The following is a 14,571-nucleotide window of genomic DNA, read 5'->3' on the forward strand; positions in this document are numbered from 1 at the left end:
TGATAGTATAATACTCTATATGGAAAAAAGATATTACTCTCCTGTTCTCAGCCAACAGGAAATTGACAAAATTATATCAGAACTTGACCCTAGTGGACCCATGACAAAAGTGGGCATTGATAAGATTTGCTACTACAACAACTTTGATAATGATAAGGTGCTTTTAGTAAGCAACTTGTTTAATGAAGAATTTGAATATGTGAATGATAAACTTTTAGATTTAAAAGCACATGGTATAAATGTTTGTCCTACACTTGGGGCATTTATTCCACATGCTAACAAATTAAATAAACATAAACTGCTGGATGTTTATGGAAGAAAAGCATTTATTATTCAACAAAAAGCAAATGGTATACAGCTCGATAACGCTTGCGGACGAACATCAGTACATGATGAAATTTGGTTAACAACAGCAAGCAATAATTCACTTGAAATATTGGCCGGCGCGACCTTACCACAATACAAAAAATTTATAAACGATATGTTGACAATTCTTAACAGTGGAATAGAAATTGATTTTAAGAGAAAATCAAATTTCTTCTATGACCCAAATGACGGATTTACCATTATAGATTTAACGAATAAAAAGAACCCTGAAGAAAATAAATTTAATAATTATACTTTTATTAAACAAGTTTTTGGACTTATTTGTTATAGACCGAGCGCAAAGCGTGGGACATATGAATTTGAGCAATCAAGAGAGAGTGCCCTTATGATTGCAGAAAAAATGGCAAATGCCTTGCTTGATTGCGACAAACCATTCACCAAAAAAGAAGTTGGTGAAGGTATAGACCTATTAAAAAGTTACGGTTTTGATTTTTATGAAAAAATTAGTATGAATAAAATAATAAACAATGCAAAGACAAAACAAGAGCCTTCGGAACCCGCTTTTATTTAATATAAAAAACCACGATTATGTCGTGGTTTTTAATTTTTATTCTTTATTTTCATCCTTGGGCTCAACTACAAATATAGTTTTTGGAGTTGCGACCTTTTTTGCAGCCGGTTTTTTGGCCGCAGGCTTTTTAGCCGTAGTTGAAGAAGTTTTCTTTTTAGGTGCTTTTTTAACCTCTACTTCAAACTCGCCAACTGCCATCGTAACTTTAGTTTCTTTAGATGTAGCTTTTTTAGCCTTTGCTTTTTTAGCTGCTGTTTTCTTTTTGGCAGCTTCCTTTTTTTCCTTTTCCTTAACTATATCAGCAACTTCATCCATTGCGTCCTTAGTCTTGGGAGCAGCTCTCTTCTTTGCGTCATCCTTAATGATAATAACCTGTGTGGTGCCTTTGCCTGCTTCTGCTGCCTTAACCTGCTCAGCGGACTTAGCATCCTTTTCTTTACCGGCATCCACAATCTGGTGCTGTTCATCGCTTGAAGCAAGAACCGTCACAAGCAAACTTGTAAATGTGTTTACAAACAAGTAAGCCGCAGTCAGCAGATAAAGCTCTGTCTGGTTGTTAAAGTTCTGAACAAACAGCATTACACCAAATATAAGGTTTATGCCTCCGTCAATCATAATTCCGGCAAACGGTGAGCGCTCTATTACATACTTAATAGACATTGCAAGCTCTACAACTCCGGCAGTAAGCAGCCAAATTCCAAATATCAGAGGAAACAGTCCGGTAGTAGTTATCAGCGCCAGAGCAATTATGCCCCAAACGGCATCCATCGCTCCCAATACAAAGTTTGGAATACTATCCTTTTCATGTCTCGCAAACCAGCCATAAAGCAGACGGGCCACACCAATAGCCAACACACCAAGACCCATAACGAGTAGCAGCGTAATTTCATTGGCAAACCCTGCAATTGCCGACATTATTATACCAAGAACAAACAGCAGCAGCGCGCTTCCAATCGGCAAAAGTTTAAATTTATTTGCAACCTTCATACTTTTCTCCTTTTGTTTTCATATATTTTACTACAAAATAAAGTTTATTGCAAACGATTGCACACAATTTGTCAAACCTAGTCTTTTAAAAATCCTACCCCTCCTTATCACATAATGGTGCACAGTTTTGAGTTTTTATAAATGATAATAACGTATAAAAACTTTATATTGAAATGTAAAATGGTTTTATAAGATAAAACTTATTTATCCACAGTTGGCCTCATTTTTTGTGCACAAAATCTGTGAAACTCAAACATTTTGTCATACCCATTGTGGACAACTTTTGATTTTTTGTGGATAAGTGGATAACTTTTGTATAAAACCACCCATATATGCATGAAAATGATTAAACATAAACAATTTTAATATTTATAAATCATAATGAATAATTATACCATTGTGGATTGGTGGATAACTTTTTCTGTTTTCCACAAATGCACAAAACATAACCCTAATTCCTCCAGAATTATACAATATATTGAATATATGTTAAAAGCTCTCACTTAACAAGCCTCAGCTCTTCTTTGGCCCGATTATGCTCACTTCACTTTTAGGCAACGTCATACCTTGAGGAAGCTCATCAGCACCTTCATAAACTATGCCGTATTGCGGCATATAGCTCTCACGCCTCAGCGGAATTTCTTTTATAAGCTTCCCCTCTTCATAATAAGCAATATAGCTCTGAACTTCATATCCCACTTTTGGGTAACTTTCTCTTATATATTCACCCTTAAACATTATCCTATCAGCATACTTCCCTTCAAGGTCAAGCACAACACTGTCTCCGTTGTGCGGAATTTCTTTAATCACTTTTGAGCTTGTTTTAATTGTCTGTCCTTCTTCAAGAGTGTTTCCGAAAATAGTAAAAGTCAGTTTGTTGTCAACATTCTCGGCTTTTATAAAAGCGGGATATTTGCTGATGTTTTTAAATTTGAGATCGGCAGTACTGTAACTCACCATAGCATCAAGCGCAAGAGGCGCATAACTTATAGGCAGTGAATGTTTGTGTACCTCCACAATATCTATGCCGGCAAGAACCAGAGCATTATACAGTGTAGTAGAAACCTGACACACGCCGCCGCCCACGCCCTTTTCAAATTTTCCGCCGGTGATAATATTTGCCTCGGCATAACCGGCTTCCCCTGTTCTTACGCCCACAATCTGGTTGAATGAATATGTCTTATCAGGTTCCAGCATCAGTCCGCTCAAAGCACTGCTGGCAAGTTTAATGTTATTTTTACGCTCTGTTATAGATGATCTGTAGTCGGTAGTGAAGCTTGATATCTTACGCGTTGCATTTTCAAAATACTCTTCGTTGTGCTCAGGCTGTATTTCAGTGGCCACTACATAAACCACCACATGCGGGCTGAGCTGCAAGCCTGTTATAATATCATCAATAAGCTGGGCTTTGTCCACCTTTATAGCAGGCTGGCTTTTGGTTATCTTAAAAGGCTCTTTCAGTTTCGGGTCAAATGTAATAGTGCTCTCCACTTCTTCCTGTTCAATTTCCGAAAGAATTGCCTCCATCTTTTCTTCAATGTTGTCAAATATATAATTTAAAACAAACTTATCCTCAGCCCCCAAACCGCGAAGCTGTCTGATTGCCTGAAGGCGTCTAAAAAAGCTGTCGTCAAATTCCCTGCTATATACATCGTCAATCAACTGCTTTGCATTGTGCTTAGTGCTGAAGTTGGCACCATTAAACTGCCACACCTTGTCTTTATATATTATGTCTAAAGTGGCCTCACCTGCAAGCTCCTTAGCATACTCATCAAGCTTGTTATAAGCTTGCGTTCTAGAAAGCCCGCCAATGTCCACTCCGCCTACGGTCGTGCCTTCATTAAACACCTGAGAACTGCTTTTGTCCGTGGCAAACAAAAATATAGCGCCGAACACCAGCACTGCCACAACCAAAATGCTTGCTATAATCCTCGTTTTCATACTAAACTCCTTAAAGTTAGTATGTAAAACCTAAAAATAAATTATACAGGGGAATTCCCTTGAACAACCCCGATCAGTGAAAATAATTTTCTTTTTGTCAGAAAGAAAAAATCACCCTCTATAGTTGACTTACAATAAAGCTAATACCCCTCTTTATTATATATTCCACGATTTATTTAACTTAATTATAGAACATTTTGACAGCTTTTGCAAATTTTTCCGCTCTTTTTGATGCAACCAATTTGGACAAAAGCATTGACACAGCAGACATAATTTGTTAAACTGTTATTATTGATTCTAAGAGACTTATCAAACTTTTTTAAAACCGCGCTGGAAAACCAATGATAATGGCAACTCGCCACTATAGTCAATAAATCCGAATATTTCCAAGATAGACAATTATGACAAGTCAACGCAGAAACCAAGCAACTTTAATATGTGGAGAGGTACTCAAGAGGCTCAAGAGGATGCCCTGCTAAGGCATTAGTACGGGAAACCGTAGCGCGGGTTCAAATCCCGCCCTCTCCGCCATGAACCACAACATGTTGTGGTTTTTTATTGAGTGGCACAAGATGTTGATTTAGAATTGTTACTATACAGAAAAAACCGAGGTAGAAAAATTGGTAGAAATGCAAAATTTTTGGTAGAAAAGATTTTTCTACATTTCAAAGCTTTTGTTCTTTTTTGCTTTTAATGCTACAAGTTCGGCTTCGAGACGGGCTATTTCGTTATCTTCATCAGTGGTAATTTTGTCTTCGAAAATTTTCATAACTTGTTTTGCTGTTTCGGTTTTGGAGGTGGTATCCAGATGCGAATAAATATTTGCTGTGGTTTCGTAGGTACTATGACCAAGCCATTCCTGAATTTGCTTCATGGGGATTTTATATGCTAACAGTAGGCTTGCACAACTATGACGCAGTTCGTGAAAGCGGATTCTAGGTAAGCTTGTGTGTTTAATAATCCTATGGAAATTATCGGAAAGGTATTGGGCTTTTAGCCGCTCACCCATGTCATTTATACAGATGTATTCTTGAAACTTTTTGGAGTATGCATTCTTGTATCTTTCTTTGTTTTCATTTTGTCTTTGTTTTTCATTAAGCAGAAGTTCTTTGATAAATGGCAATAGAGGATAGGAACGATAACTTGAATTGTTTTTTGTTGAGTCCTTAGCGAGCTCAATTCTTTTGCCGTCAATTTTAGTTTCTACAATAGTATGCTCAATCAAAATTTCGTTGGTGTGAAAATTGATGGCGTTCCAACGCAGTCCTAAAACTTCACTTCGCCTGAGTCCGTAAGCTACGGTTAGTTTGTAGATATAGTCATATCTATTTCTTTCGGTGGCTTCAAATAATACCTTTAACTGTTCGTAGTTGTAAAACTTTGAATTATACTTCGGGCTTCTTGGGCGTTCAATTTTATCTGCCGGATTAGAGGGAATAATTTCTCCGATTACAAGAGATTGCAGGCACTTTCGTATATTGACATGGAAATGTTCACAGACCTGTATGGACTTGCCTAAATCCTGCATATCTTTGTAGAACTTTTGCAGGTGAAATGGTCGCAGGTCTGCAACCTTAATTTGAATGGGTTTAAAATATTTCGTAATCTGTGCCACTTGCAATTTGTATGAGTTGTATGTAGTTGCCTGTAAGTTCCCGCGAAGGTTATCTAACCATAAATCCAGATACTCATGAAACATCAAGTCTTCAAGTGGTGATGATTCTCTCTTACTTTTGATTTCAAAATTGTTAAGTTCTTTGCGCAGCATGTCTTCTGCTTTTCTTTTGTTCCCTTTTTCATCAAGCCCGGTAGCTATCCATTTTTGTTTTGTGTTATCTTCTAAATCCTTGTATTTAATGACGGCATAATATTTGCCGTTTTTTACTGCCAAATATCCGTTCATTTTTTAACCCCCATAAAAAAATATTCAATAACATCTGTTTTGGCTATCAAATATTTCTTTCCTATTTTCTTTGAGTAAATCAGTCCTTTGTTTACAAGTTTGTACGCATAGTTTTTTCCTATCTTTAACATGGCAGCAAACTGTTGCATATCAAGCACATCCGGATACTCATTAAATATTTCATGTTTTATGATGCTCATAATAGTTAACCTCGCTTTTATTTATTTTGCTTTATTAGGGCATAAAAAAGAAGTGGGTGTCCCACTTGCGATGTATTGGGAATGTGGCTCAAAATTGGTTCAGGGGGTTGTTCAGAATGAATCACCCTGAACATCAGTATTTTAAAGAGATTTATCTCTTTAAAATCTGATTTTGAGCCAAATGCTTATCCTGCTTGGAATAAAATGCATAGCTATACCATAGTTTTTCTTTCCTCCTTAATTATTTTTTTGAAAAGATAAACAGCGAATTTTTAATTCGCTGTTTGGAGGGTAATAATTTTTAGGTTTAAACTTTTACAAAGCTCGATGTTTTTTTGAACTTATTTCGTTGTCCTATTGAAATTTCTTTTCTAAAAAACAAATACCCCTCTACTATATAACTACATTTTTTTGTCAAAAGGTGTCCCGCTTTTTCATGTTTTTACAAAAAAAGTTGAAAAAAGACTTTTTTTCTCCCTTTCCTTTGGCGCGAATAATTAACAAATTAAATACAAAAATATTACAGAAAAATATAGGAACTCAGTCAGATTGGATTTAATGACAAATTTAAAGGGGGCTTGTATGTTTTATGAACTATGTCGCAAAAAAAGATTTAATCCTTTGATTTGTGATGGAGGATTCTTTGACCAACTATTAATCAATTTAATAAAAGTTTAATTTGTAAAATGTAATAATTCTGCTATAATAAGAAATATAAAATAATGATAGAAGAATTAAATTTGAGATAAAAGGGGAATTTGATATGAAACTTATATTGGCGAGTGATTTTAATAATATTCAAAAAGATCAACAAGGCAATAAGTATGCTGTGCCATTTGCTGACTCTAATTTATTTTTAACAAACATAAAAAAATATACATTGCGATATAAAAACCTTGTATTTATTGTCAGCAATCCTGAAACATTAGAGATTAATAATTTTTATGGTAATTTGTTATTTGAATCTCTAAAACTTTCAAAAATTGATTTTGAAAAGAAAACTATTCTTGACAATCGAAATAAGAATGATGCTCCAGAGATAATAAAGGATGCGGATTTAATTTTTTTGTCTGGAGGCAAAGTTGATATACAATCAAAATTTTTAAATGAAATAAATTTAAATGAACATTTAAAAAATTACACTGGCTTGCTAGTTGGTGCATCTAGCGGTGCAATGAATTTATGTAATAGAGTGGTAAGTTTCCCTGAAAATTTAGAGGAAATTAACAAGAATAGCTTATCAAAGTATTTTTTGAATGGTCTTGGTTTTTTTGATAAAATTATAATCCCCCACTTTGATGGTGAGAATAAAAAATATACACGAGGTGGTACTGACGCGATGAAATATTTGTTGGAATTAAGTGTTGGTAATGAGATTATAGCTTTTAATAATGACTCTTATATTTTTCTAGCAGATAGAATACAATATTTTGGTAATATCTATATAATAAAGAATAAAAAAGTAAATAAGTTGGAGGTCAAAAAATAATATAATGCTTTTCTAAATATCATAAATACTTACTGGGTTGATTGATGCATATGTCTAATAACAAAAATTACTGTTGGAAGGAACACATATTATGATTTTTCTCACTTCTTTATGAGAAAAACAAATGCTCAGGCAAAATTAAATGCGTAGCGAAAAATTAAGTGTTGACAATGTTATTATTCTATCTTATAATTAAAGGCAATGAAAAAGTATAGTGATTATTTAGACTTTGTTGAGAACAGTTTTAATGAATGTTTTCGTCTAAAAGGTTATGTAAAAGAACAACCATTTAGGATAACCTCAAGGGTTGACCCGACAGTTGATTTTATTGGCTCAAAAATTTCACCTCTAAAGCGTTTCGTTTTAGATGACAACATATCAAACAATGGACATTCGTTAATTCAAGATTGTTTAAGGACTCAAAGAATAAAAAAAATAACAACGATGGATTTTGATAAATTTGGTTCTTGTTTTAGAATGATGGGTACTTTAACAAAGCCGAACATTGAGAAAGTTGTAGGTGATACATTTGAGTATTTGATGGATAAAGAATATTTAGGTATATCCCCTGATGATTTACGCATTCGAATATGCTCACAAGATAAAGACTTGATTGAAGCGACGAAAAATGTAGATAATAATGTAGTTATGGAATTTGATACTGATAAAGCGCATTATAAACATAAATATGGTTTAGACGCCTATGGCATATTTGGTAGAGATTTTAATATTGCAATGCGCAAGCAAGGTACCAATGAATTTATTAATACGGCGGCAATAGTTTTGATGGAAAATGAACACAATAAGCTTGCAGTTGACATGGGCATTGGAGGTTTAACTCTATCTATGTGTAAGTTCGGTAATGATTCGGCAATTGCAAGCTCGAGAATGGCGGATGTTTTTGATATGCAGTCTATTGAAGAAATTAAGTTCGCCGATAGTATGATTGCAGTTGCCACATTACAAAATGAAAATGTTCATAAATTATCTCGCCATGAAAGCAATCACGCTCATAATATTCGTGCTAAATTCAAAAAATATAATGATGCAGTATCATTTTGGCAAGATAGGCTTGATATAGATGACAATCAGACTTTAGACTATATGAATAAATATGTGGAACTGCAATTCAAAGAGAATAATTTTGAAAGTGAGAACACATGGACGAAGTAAATATTTTCGAGGATCCTCAATTTTATAGAGAAAAACTATTACAATGCGAAAATTTAATCGTTCCAAATTATGATAAAATTAGTGGGAGATCTTTAATTTGTGTTTTTTTTACTTCATATTGTGGTGTGGGATGTCCATTTTGTTTTTTTAAATCTCCATCACCGGAGAATAAAGATGGTGATATACAAAATAGATTGAACTATGAGGCAATTGATAAGTTTATTAAATTTGCTAATGATGCTAATGTTGGATATCTACAGATTTCCGGTGGCGGCGAGCCATTTCTAGAAAGAGGAGCCATTTTAAAAAGTATTGAAAATATAGAGGCTGACAGGATAATTTTAGTAACAAGTGGCAGCTGGGCTTTGGATAAAAAAAATGCTGAAGAATATTTAGAAGAAATTCAAAAGTCTATTGAAAAAAGAAAGAGTAAATCGCGTATTTCAATAAGACTAAGTGTAAGCCGTGACCATAGCATTACACTAGGAGAACGTCCTTTAATCAATCTATTGAAAATATTTGAAGAAAAATATAAGAACGATAAAGTTTTCACTCTTCAGTTAAAGACCTTTACTGGAGATAATACGCTGTATAACTATCTAGAGAAATATTTTGGTGGATACAAAATTGAAACAATTGGGAAAAATCAATCCGATGATGATAATGTTGTCAAAATTATACCATGGAAATATAAAATCATGTTACCTTCTGGATATGAAGTTATTTTAGGAAAAGCAAGATTTTTTGAGCCAAGTCTAATGCCAAATTTATATGACAGGAAATCTATTTATAATACAATAAATGTTTATAACGACGATTTAGATCAATCTCAAAGCAATTTTCCAGCTCTTGTTTTTAATTTAAATGGCAAGTGTGGGTTGGATTGGATAGTAGAATATAATGGTAATGTTTGCACATGGCAAAATCGTGTGCAGGATAACCTATTGAATATTTATGAAGACAACTACGATACGATACTTGATAATACGACTAAAGATTTGATAACGCTATCATTCATTGAGAAAGGTTCAAAATATAGAGAGAGTATTATTTCTGAAATCTCACCTAAGACTGTGACATTAACAAAAGCAGTAAGCATAAGAGATTATGCCGGCACACTACTGTTTGAAGATGAGAAAATAAGGCTATACTATAACTTGCGCGTTTTACAAGATTACATCAAAGAAAACAGGATTAATAAACAGGCTTTATTTAAATTGCCAAAGGAGTTTATTAATACATTATGTTTAGATAAAACAAAATTAAGACAACAATATAACCGTTCAAGTCATTCGGTATTTCGACAGGAATTAAGGAAAGAACAAAGTGATGTAAGGTTCAACGATTTTTTAAATTTAGTAAATCGTGGACATTATGAATTGAACAAAAACAATATTATGGACATAAGAGAATATGCTAAGTTGGTGAAAGGCATTGGGCACGAACCGGAAAGCAATCTGCAAAGACGACTGACAAAAAGAGTTATGTTAATGAAAAAATTAGACAGATTCACTAATGCCCAAAAAGATAAGAAAAAAATAATTTATTTGATAAGGCATGGTGAGACTGATTTTAACATTGCCAAGATAATCAAGGGGCAATCAAAGTCCATAAAAACCGTTTTTAGCGAAAGAGGCTTAAAACAAATTTTAACCTTGTCAAAGTTTTTAAAGAAAAATAATATTGAACGAATTTATGGTTCGGATATGAAAAGAGTTATGGAAACTGTAATTTCGGCAGATAAGAAATTAAATGTCCCCTTTTCATTTCATAAGGAATTACGTGGTTTAAACATGGGAATGTATCAAGAAATAAAAATACCAATTGCTGAGTTTTTGAAACAACCGGAAATTCAATTGGCTTTGACAGATCACTCTGTATGCATCAAGGGTGGCGAAAGTATTAATAATTTGATTGAAAGATTCATGAAATTCATAAACTATATAATTTGCGCTACACCTTATAAAAATGTAGCAATTATAACACATGGTGCCGCAATAAGTAATGTATATTCAAAAATTGCGGCAAAACCGTATCAAGATATTAGCTATTGCAAATTAGAATATTTAAATGACAACCTAAAGGCTGTTGGACATGGCATACAGTTGGAAGAAATTACACAAAAATAGGAGAGAATTGTGGAAATTATAGAGAAATTAGAATCTGTAGATGGAAGTACAAAAAAGTTTTTACAAAAAACATCTGATGACTATATTATAGAAACAGCTTATATAAATGATGGCGAGCACTTCATCTGCTATTCGTCGCAAATAGGCTGTCCTGTTGCATGCGGATTTTGTTATAACGGTGTCAATAAGAATTTTTATAGAAATCTTACTAAAGATGAAATTATTAATCAGTGTGTTAATGTAATAAATGATTTAGACATTGATAATCGGGGGAAACCAATCAAATTTGGTTGCATGGGAGTTGGGGAACCATTATTAAATTATGAGAATGTTTTAGCTTCCACGAAAGAGCTGAATAGCCGATATCCAAACAGTATCTTTTCATTAGCTACTACTGGAATTAATTCAGAACTAATATTACAACTTGCAAATGAAATTAAAGATTTTCAAAAGTATATATTAAAGATAAGTTTGCATGCGTCAAATGATGATACACGAAAAAAAATAATCCCTGTACATAGGTCCATGTCTGAATTAAGGGATGTGGCAAATCAATATAAAAAAATATCTAGTCAAGAATTATGTTGGAATTATGTTTTACTTAATGGCGTAAATGACAGCGAACAAAATGCAAAAGAATTCTGTGATTATTTGGAAGAAGGCGACACAGTGAATCTAACCCACTATAGCCCTATAAAAGACGGATTCTTTAGATCATCAGATAATTTCTCACAATTCAAAAAAATTCTCGATGAGAAGCAAATTAATTATTATGAGTTTAATCCAGCTGGGAAAGATATTAATGCCGGCTGTGGACAAATGGCAGCAAGATATTATAGCCAATTGGAGAAGAGCAAGTAAACATTATCTGCTAATTTTTCTACCTAAATTTCTACCAAATTGATTGGTAGAAAAATAACGTTGCTTTTTTGGTTTGATTTTTGGTCTTAATGCTGATATAATACTTAGCAACGACAGAGGGTAGAGAAGCCATTGAAATAGGCAGTTTTATGTCCGCAATTTATATTTTAGAAGGGATTAAAAGCGATACAACAGCAATCGGAAATAACTAAAAGTAAGTTGTCTAAAAGCCTTGAAAACCATTAAGGTGAAAGCCTTCTGGGGTTCGAATCCCTAACTCTCCGCCAACAAGGAGCCATACGAACTATTTATCGCAAAAGACTATTTTGGCTTAATAGTTCCGCATAGTTTCTTCAATAAAAAAAGAGAGGGCATTTAGCCCCTCTTTTTCTTTTGTTCAATTTTATCTCCCTGCATTTTGTTGCTGATTGCTGCAATGACGATATACTCAAAAAAGTTCACAATACGCATACAAATTAGCTCCACCCGATATTCCCCCTGTCTCATACAGCATACTTGGTTCATCTGCATTAATAAATCTACCATATTCTGGGTCGTAATACCTTGAATTTAGGTAGTATAAATTAGTTTCGTTGTCATAGTAGTAGCTTCTACTATGTTTTATTTATAGCTTTTAAACAATCAAAAAGATAGTTAATCCGTTTTTTTGTTGTGTATTATTGGTTTTCCATTAGCCACAAAATATCCCTTGATTTTAAACTATTATACATAATTGCAGAGATGTCTTCTATCGAAAAAATACTTACTCCATCTTTTCGTCCGAACATATCAATAAGCTTTATTGTACATGTTACGTCATCAAAAGATTCAACCAATCCATATGGCTCGTAATCACTTTCTTCATTTTGCAACTCAACACTAATAATTTTTTTAGTATCTTTAGCCAAAGCTAATAACTCCAGCAAAATTTTCTTACTTTTAAAATTGTATCTTGCTAAACAAGTATTTTTTGCTTTCATTATTTTTTGTATTTTGGTATTATATTGTGTTTCTTTTTCAATTTTGCGTATAATACTAATATTATATAGCGCTAAGCCATCATCTAAACCTAATGGATGAACACTGCTTATTATGACATCTTCGTCATCTACGGCAATAACTTCACCCAAAGCCCAATCCTCACCTTCAACATCAGTATAAATTGCTATGAATTCACCTTTCTTAAAATCATTTTTTTTCATATTATTCATTCTCCTTTAATATAATAAGTTTTTATGACCATATGGGTTATTTATATCCCAAAATATAAACATACTCGGGTTTCTAGGTTTGAATCTACCATTAATCACTTTCTTCTGTCCGCCTTGCTGAAGTTTTCTAGCCCTCTGGGCTTGTGAATGTTTGTCACCTCCCTTATGTTTTCTATGTGGTTTTGGTTGATTATAAAATTTATACACATCCCTCGCCCCCGGAATATCCCAAGTAAATACGCCTGTATTATCTGGAACGGGGATTGTCACTGCTGGGTTTGCAGGACTGCTTCCCCAATCTCTTATCAAACCCGGGGTCGCTACGAAGTTTTGTATAGCTTCCCAATTGTTAACTATCAATACTACATCTACTACTACAACTACTGCAACTACTGCAACTACTATTCCAAATATGGCCCAACCAACGGGTCCCAATCCCAAAAGCCAAGAAGATCCTGCCGCTGTGGCCGCTGTAGCAGAATACCCACTAGGGTCCATATACATCACAGGGTTATTCAGACAATACGCGTAAAGGTTAACTCCAAAAGTCATTCCGGCATTACTATACAATGCACTTGGTTCATCAGCATTAATAAACCTTCCTATGCTTGGGTCGTAGTAACGTGATTGCAGATAGTAAAAGCCTGTTTCATTGTCATAATAATAACTGCGGTATCTGAAGGGGTTAGTGTTGGTTATTTATCATTAGTTTTATCATCTTCCCTTTCATTGTTGTTTTCACTCATATTATTGTTTTGTTTTTTCTTGGCCCATTTCTTAACAAGGAAAATGCTAAGAACTACAAGAGCAATTATAGTAGCAATACCTAACCATCGACCCATCAGATAACCAAGTTCATAAGCGCCAGCAATTAGATTATAATTCATATAAACCTCCTTTTAAATTATTTATAAGAGATTACAATAATTTAACAAGTAGCATTGGTTTGGTTGTCTTTAATCTAGAAAACAATCTAATCTATCTACACTAAATTCAATAAATTCATCTTGCGCAATATCTTTAGGTAAAGGCGAATCAAGTTCTACTGTCAGTTTTCCAATGCCAATTAATGGTGTTGTTAAATCCAGTACTTTGCCTTGCAAATAATATGCAAAATGCTCACCCTTACCGTATTTTTTTTGAATAAGGTATTCAGATTTATTAATACGCATAATATTCTTGCTAAACATTGCTGATATTTCTTTCACTTCTATATTCTCATGAATCTCTTTATCCAAACCATTTGTATAACCACAATAAAAACAAATCAAATTATATGTACCATCTGTTACAATCACATTAGCAGTATATCCGTCGTAATCAGATATTTTTTTTATATACATCTCTTTGCCCCCTTAAAGCATTCTTAGCAATTTTGCAATGCTTTTAATGTGAAATGTTGTAATCGCCGTTCCCGCTCTGTTCATACCAACAAAAAGAACATTGTTCCCACTACCAATCGAAGTACGTAAAACATAACCATTTAGACTTTCAATATATGTTCCTTTTTTTATTACAGAATTTGCACCTCTTACATAACCTGCTTTTGTTTTATATCCCATTCCAGCACCATGTTGATTAAAATGATTATTTAATTTTGCTTTTGACACAAAGTTAAATTTCGGAGTCAACATCTTCGCTCCCGCCCCAATTGCTGCCCCCGCCCCATAGCTTGCCGCTATCAACATTGCATCTGCGGTGACACCGCCCAGCATATATCCTGCAGCGTAGAAGCTTTCGGCTGTGGCTAAGTTGTATATTATTCCAACGGTAGATATG

The 14,571-nt window shown here is 33.9% G+C and carries 15 protein-coding genes and 1 tRNA gene; 6 read left to right on the forward strand and 10 right to left on the reverse strand.

Features of this window, described 5'->3' with window-relative positions; all coding sequences use genetic code 11:
• Positions 1 to 19: 19 nt before the first annotated feature.
• Positions 20 to 898: a hypothetical protein gene (locus tag LBN07_00265; GenBank protein MDR0849907.1), complete on the forward strand. Its 879-nt coding sequence runs from the start codon at positions 20 to 22 to the stop codon at positions 896 to 898.
• A gap of 36 nt (positions 899 to 934) precedes the next feature.
• On the opposite strand, the gene LBN07_00270 is transcribed toward LBN07_00265, so the two are convergent.
• Together LBN07_00270 and LBN07_00275 are read right to left on the reverse strand one after the other, a co-directional pair.
• Entirely contained in the window at positions 935 to 1,885 is a 951-nt protein-coding gene (locus LBN07_00270; GenBank protein MDR0849908.1) for a DUF308 domain-containing protein, read from the reverse strand.
• A 513-nt stretch (positions 1,886 to 2,398) separates the two neighbouring features.
• Positions 2,399 to 3,826, reverse strand: a complete 1,428-nt coding sequence (locus tag LBN07_00275) for a VanW family protein (protein ID MDR0849909.1) — start codon at positions 3,824 to 3,826, stop codon at positions 2,399 to 2,401.
• 440 nt (positions 3,827 to 4,266) lie between these two features.
• Here LBN07_00275 and LBN07_00280 point away from each other — a divergent pair.
• Positions 4,267 to 4,357 (forward strand) — tRNA-Ser (locus tag LBN07_00280).
• A 127-nt stretch (positions 4,358 to 4,484) separates the two neighbouring features.
• Here the strand turns inward: LBN07_00280 and LBN07_00285 are convergent.
• Positions 4,485 to 5,729 carry a site-specific integrase gene (locus LBN07_00285; protein MDR0849910.1) on the reverse strand — a complete coding sequence of 415 codons (1,245 nt, stop codon included), beginning with the start codon at positions 5,727 to 5,729 and terminating at the stop codon, positions 4,485 to 4,487.
• A complete protein-coding gene (locus LBN07_00290) occupies positions 5,726 to 5,929 on the reverse strand; it encodes a helix-turn-helix domain-containing protein (GenBank protein ID MDR0849911.1) in 204 nt (67 codons plus the stop codon). The genes LBN07_00285 and LBN07_00290 overlap by 4 nt, the downstream gene beginning before the upstream one ends.
• Positions 5,930 to 6,692: 763 nt before the next feature.
• Between LBN07_00290 and LBN07_00295 the strand changes: the two genes are divergently transcribed.
• The 4 genes from LBN07_00295 (at position 6,693) to LBN07_00310 (ending at position 11,581) form a co-directional block, all read left to right on the forward strand.
• Complete coding sequence (locus tag LBN07_00295; protein MDR0849912.1) at positions 6,693 to 7,418, forward strand: Type 1 glutamine amidotransferase-like domain-containing protein; 726 nt, start codon at positions 6,693 to 6,695, stop codon at positions 7,416 to 7,418.
• Between the two features lie 201 nt (positions 7,419 to 7,619).
• Positions 7,620 to 8,591, forward strand: a complete 972-nt coding sequence (locus LBN07_00300; GenBank protein ID MDR0849913.1) for a hypothetical protein — start codon at positions 7,620 to 7,622, stop codon at positions 8,589 to 8,591.
• Positions 8,579 to 10,720 carry a histidine phosphatase family protein gene (locus LBN07_00305; GenBank protein MDR0849914.1) on the forward strand — a complete coding sequence of 714 codons (2,142 nt, stop codon included), beginning with the start codon at positions 8,579 to 8,581 and terminating at the stop codon, positions 10,718 to 10,720. The genes LBN07_00300 and LBN07_00305 overlap by 13 nt, the downstream gene beginning before the upstream one ends.
• 9 nt (positions 10,721 to 10,729) lie before the next feature.
• Entirely contained in the window at positions 10,730 to 11,581 is an 852-nt protein-coding gene (locus LBN07_00310) for a radical SAM protein (GenBank protein ID MDR0849915.1), read from the forward strand.
• 448 nt (positions 11,582 to 12,029) lie between these two features.
• Here the strand turns inward: LBN07_00310 and LBN07_00315 are convergent, their stop codons facing one another.
• The 6 genes from LBN07_00315 to LBN07_00340 form a co-directional block, all read right to left on the reverse strand.
• A complete protein-coding gene (locus LBN07_00315) occupies positions 12,030 to 12,206 on the reverse strand; it encodes a hypothetical protein (GenBank protein ID MDR0849916.1) in 177 nt (58 codons plus the stop codon).
• A 52-nt stretch (positions 12,207 to 12,258) separates the two neighbouring features.
• Positions 12,259 to 12,783, reverse strand: a complete 525-nt coding sequence (locus LBN07_00320; GenBank protein ID MDR0849917.1) for a hypothetical protein — start codon at positions 12,781 to 12,783, stop codon at positions 12,259 to 12,261.
• Between the two features lie 15 nt (positions 12,784 to 12,798).
• Positions 12,799 to 13,491: an RHS repeat-associated core domain-containing protein gene (locus tag LBN07_00325; protein ID MDR0849918.1), complete on the reverse strand. Its 693-nt coding sequence runs from the start codon at positions 13,489 to 13,491 to the stop codon at positions 12,799 to 12,801.
• Positions 13,488 to 13,679, reverse strand: coding sequence for a hypothetical protein (locus tag LBN07_00330; GenBank protein ID MDR0849919.1), 192 nt, complete (start codon positions 13,677 to 13,679; stop codon positions 13,488 to 13,490). The genes LBN07_00325 and LBN07_00330 overlap by 4 nt, the downstream gene beginning before the upstream one ends.
• 69 nt (positions 13,680 to 13,748) lie before the next feature.
• Positions 13,749 to 14,135, reverse strand: a complete 387-nt coding sequence (locus LBN07_00335; GenBank protein MDR0849920.1) for a hypothetical protein — start codon at positions 14,133 to 14,135, stop codon at positions 13,749 to 13,751.
• Between the two features lie 12 nt (positions 14,136 to 14,147).
• Positions 14,148 to 14,571: hypothetical protein (locus LBN07_00340; GenBank protein ID MDR0849921.1), on the reverse strand; the 424-nt coding region annotated here is incomplete at its 5' end.

The organism is Christensenellaceae bacterium, assembly GCA_031260975.1.
Taxonomy (GTDB): Bacteria; Bacillota; Clostridia; order Christensenellales; family UBA1242; genus JAISKJ01.

Bases quoted from the DNA above. Each gene is read 5' to 3' on its own strand.
- LBN07_00265 (MDR0849907.1), top strand. From the start codon at position 20: ATGGAAAAAAGATATTACTCTCCTGTTCTCAGCCAACAGGAAATTGAC.
- LBN07_00270 (MDR0849908.1), bottom strand. From the start codon at position 1,885: ATGAAGGTTGCAAATAAATTTAAACTTTTGCCGATTGGAAGCGCGCTG.
- LBN07_00275 (MDR0849909.1), bottom strand. From the start codon at position 3,826: ATGAAAACGAGGATTATAGCAAGCATTTTGGTTGTGGCAGTGCTGGTG.
- LBN07_00285 (MDR0849910.1), bottom strand. From the start codon at position 5,729: ATGAACGGATATTTGGCAGTAAAAAACGGCAAATATTATGCCGTCATT.
- LBN07_00290 (MDR0849911.1), bottom strand. From the start codon at position 5,929: ATGAGCATCATAAAACATGAAATATTTAATGAGTATCCGGATGTGCTT.
- LBN07_00295 (MDR0849912.1), top strand. From the start codon at position 6,693: ATGAAACTTATATTGGCGAGTGATTTTAATAATATTCAAAAAGATCAA.
- LBN07_00300 (MDR0849913.1), top strand. From the start codon at position 7,620: ATGAAAAAGTATAGTGATTATTTAGACTTTGTTGAGAACAGTTTTAAT.
- LBN07_00305 (MDR0849914.1), top strand. From the start codon at position 8,579: ATGGACGAAGTAAATATTTTCGAGGATCCTCAATTTTATAGAGAAAAA.
- LBN07_00320 (MDR0849917.1), bottom strand. From the start codon at position 12,783: ATGAAAAAAAATGATTTTAAGAAAGGTGAATTCATAGCAATTTATACT.
- LBN07_00330 (MDR0849919.1), bottom strand. From the start codon at position 13,679: ATGAATTATAATCTAATTGCTGGCGCTTATGAACTTGGTTATCTGATG.
- LBN07_00335 (MDR0849920.1), bottom strand. From the start codon at position 14,135: ATGTATATAAAAAAAATATCTGATTACGACGGATATACTGCTAATGTG.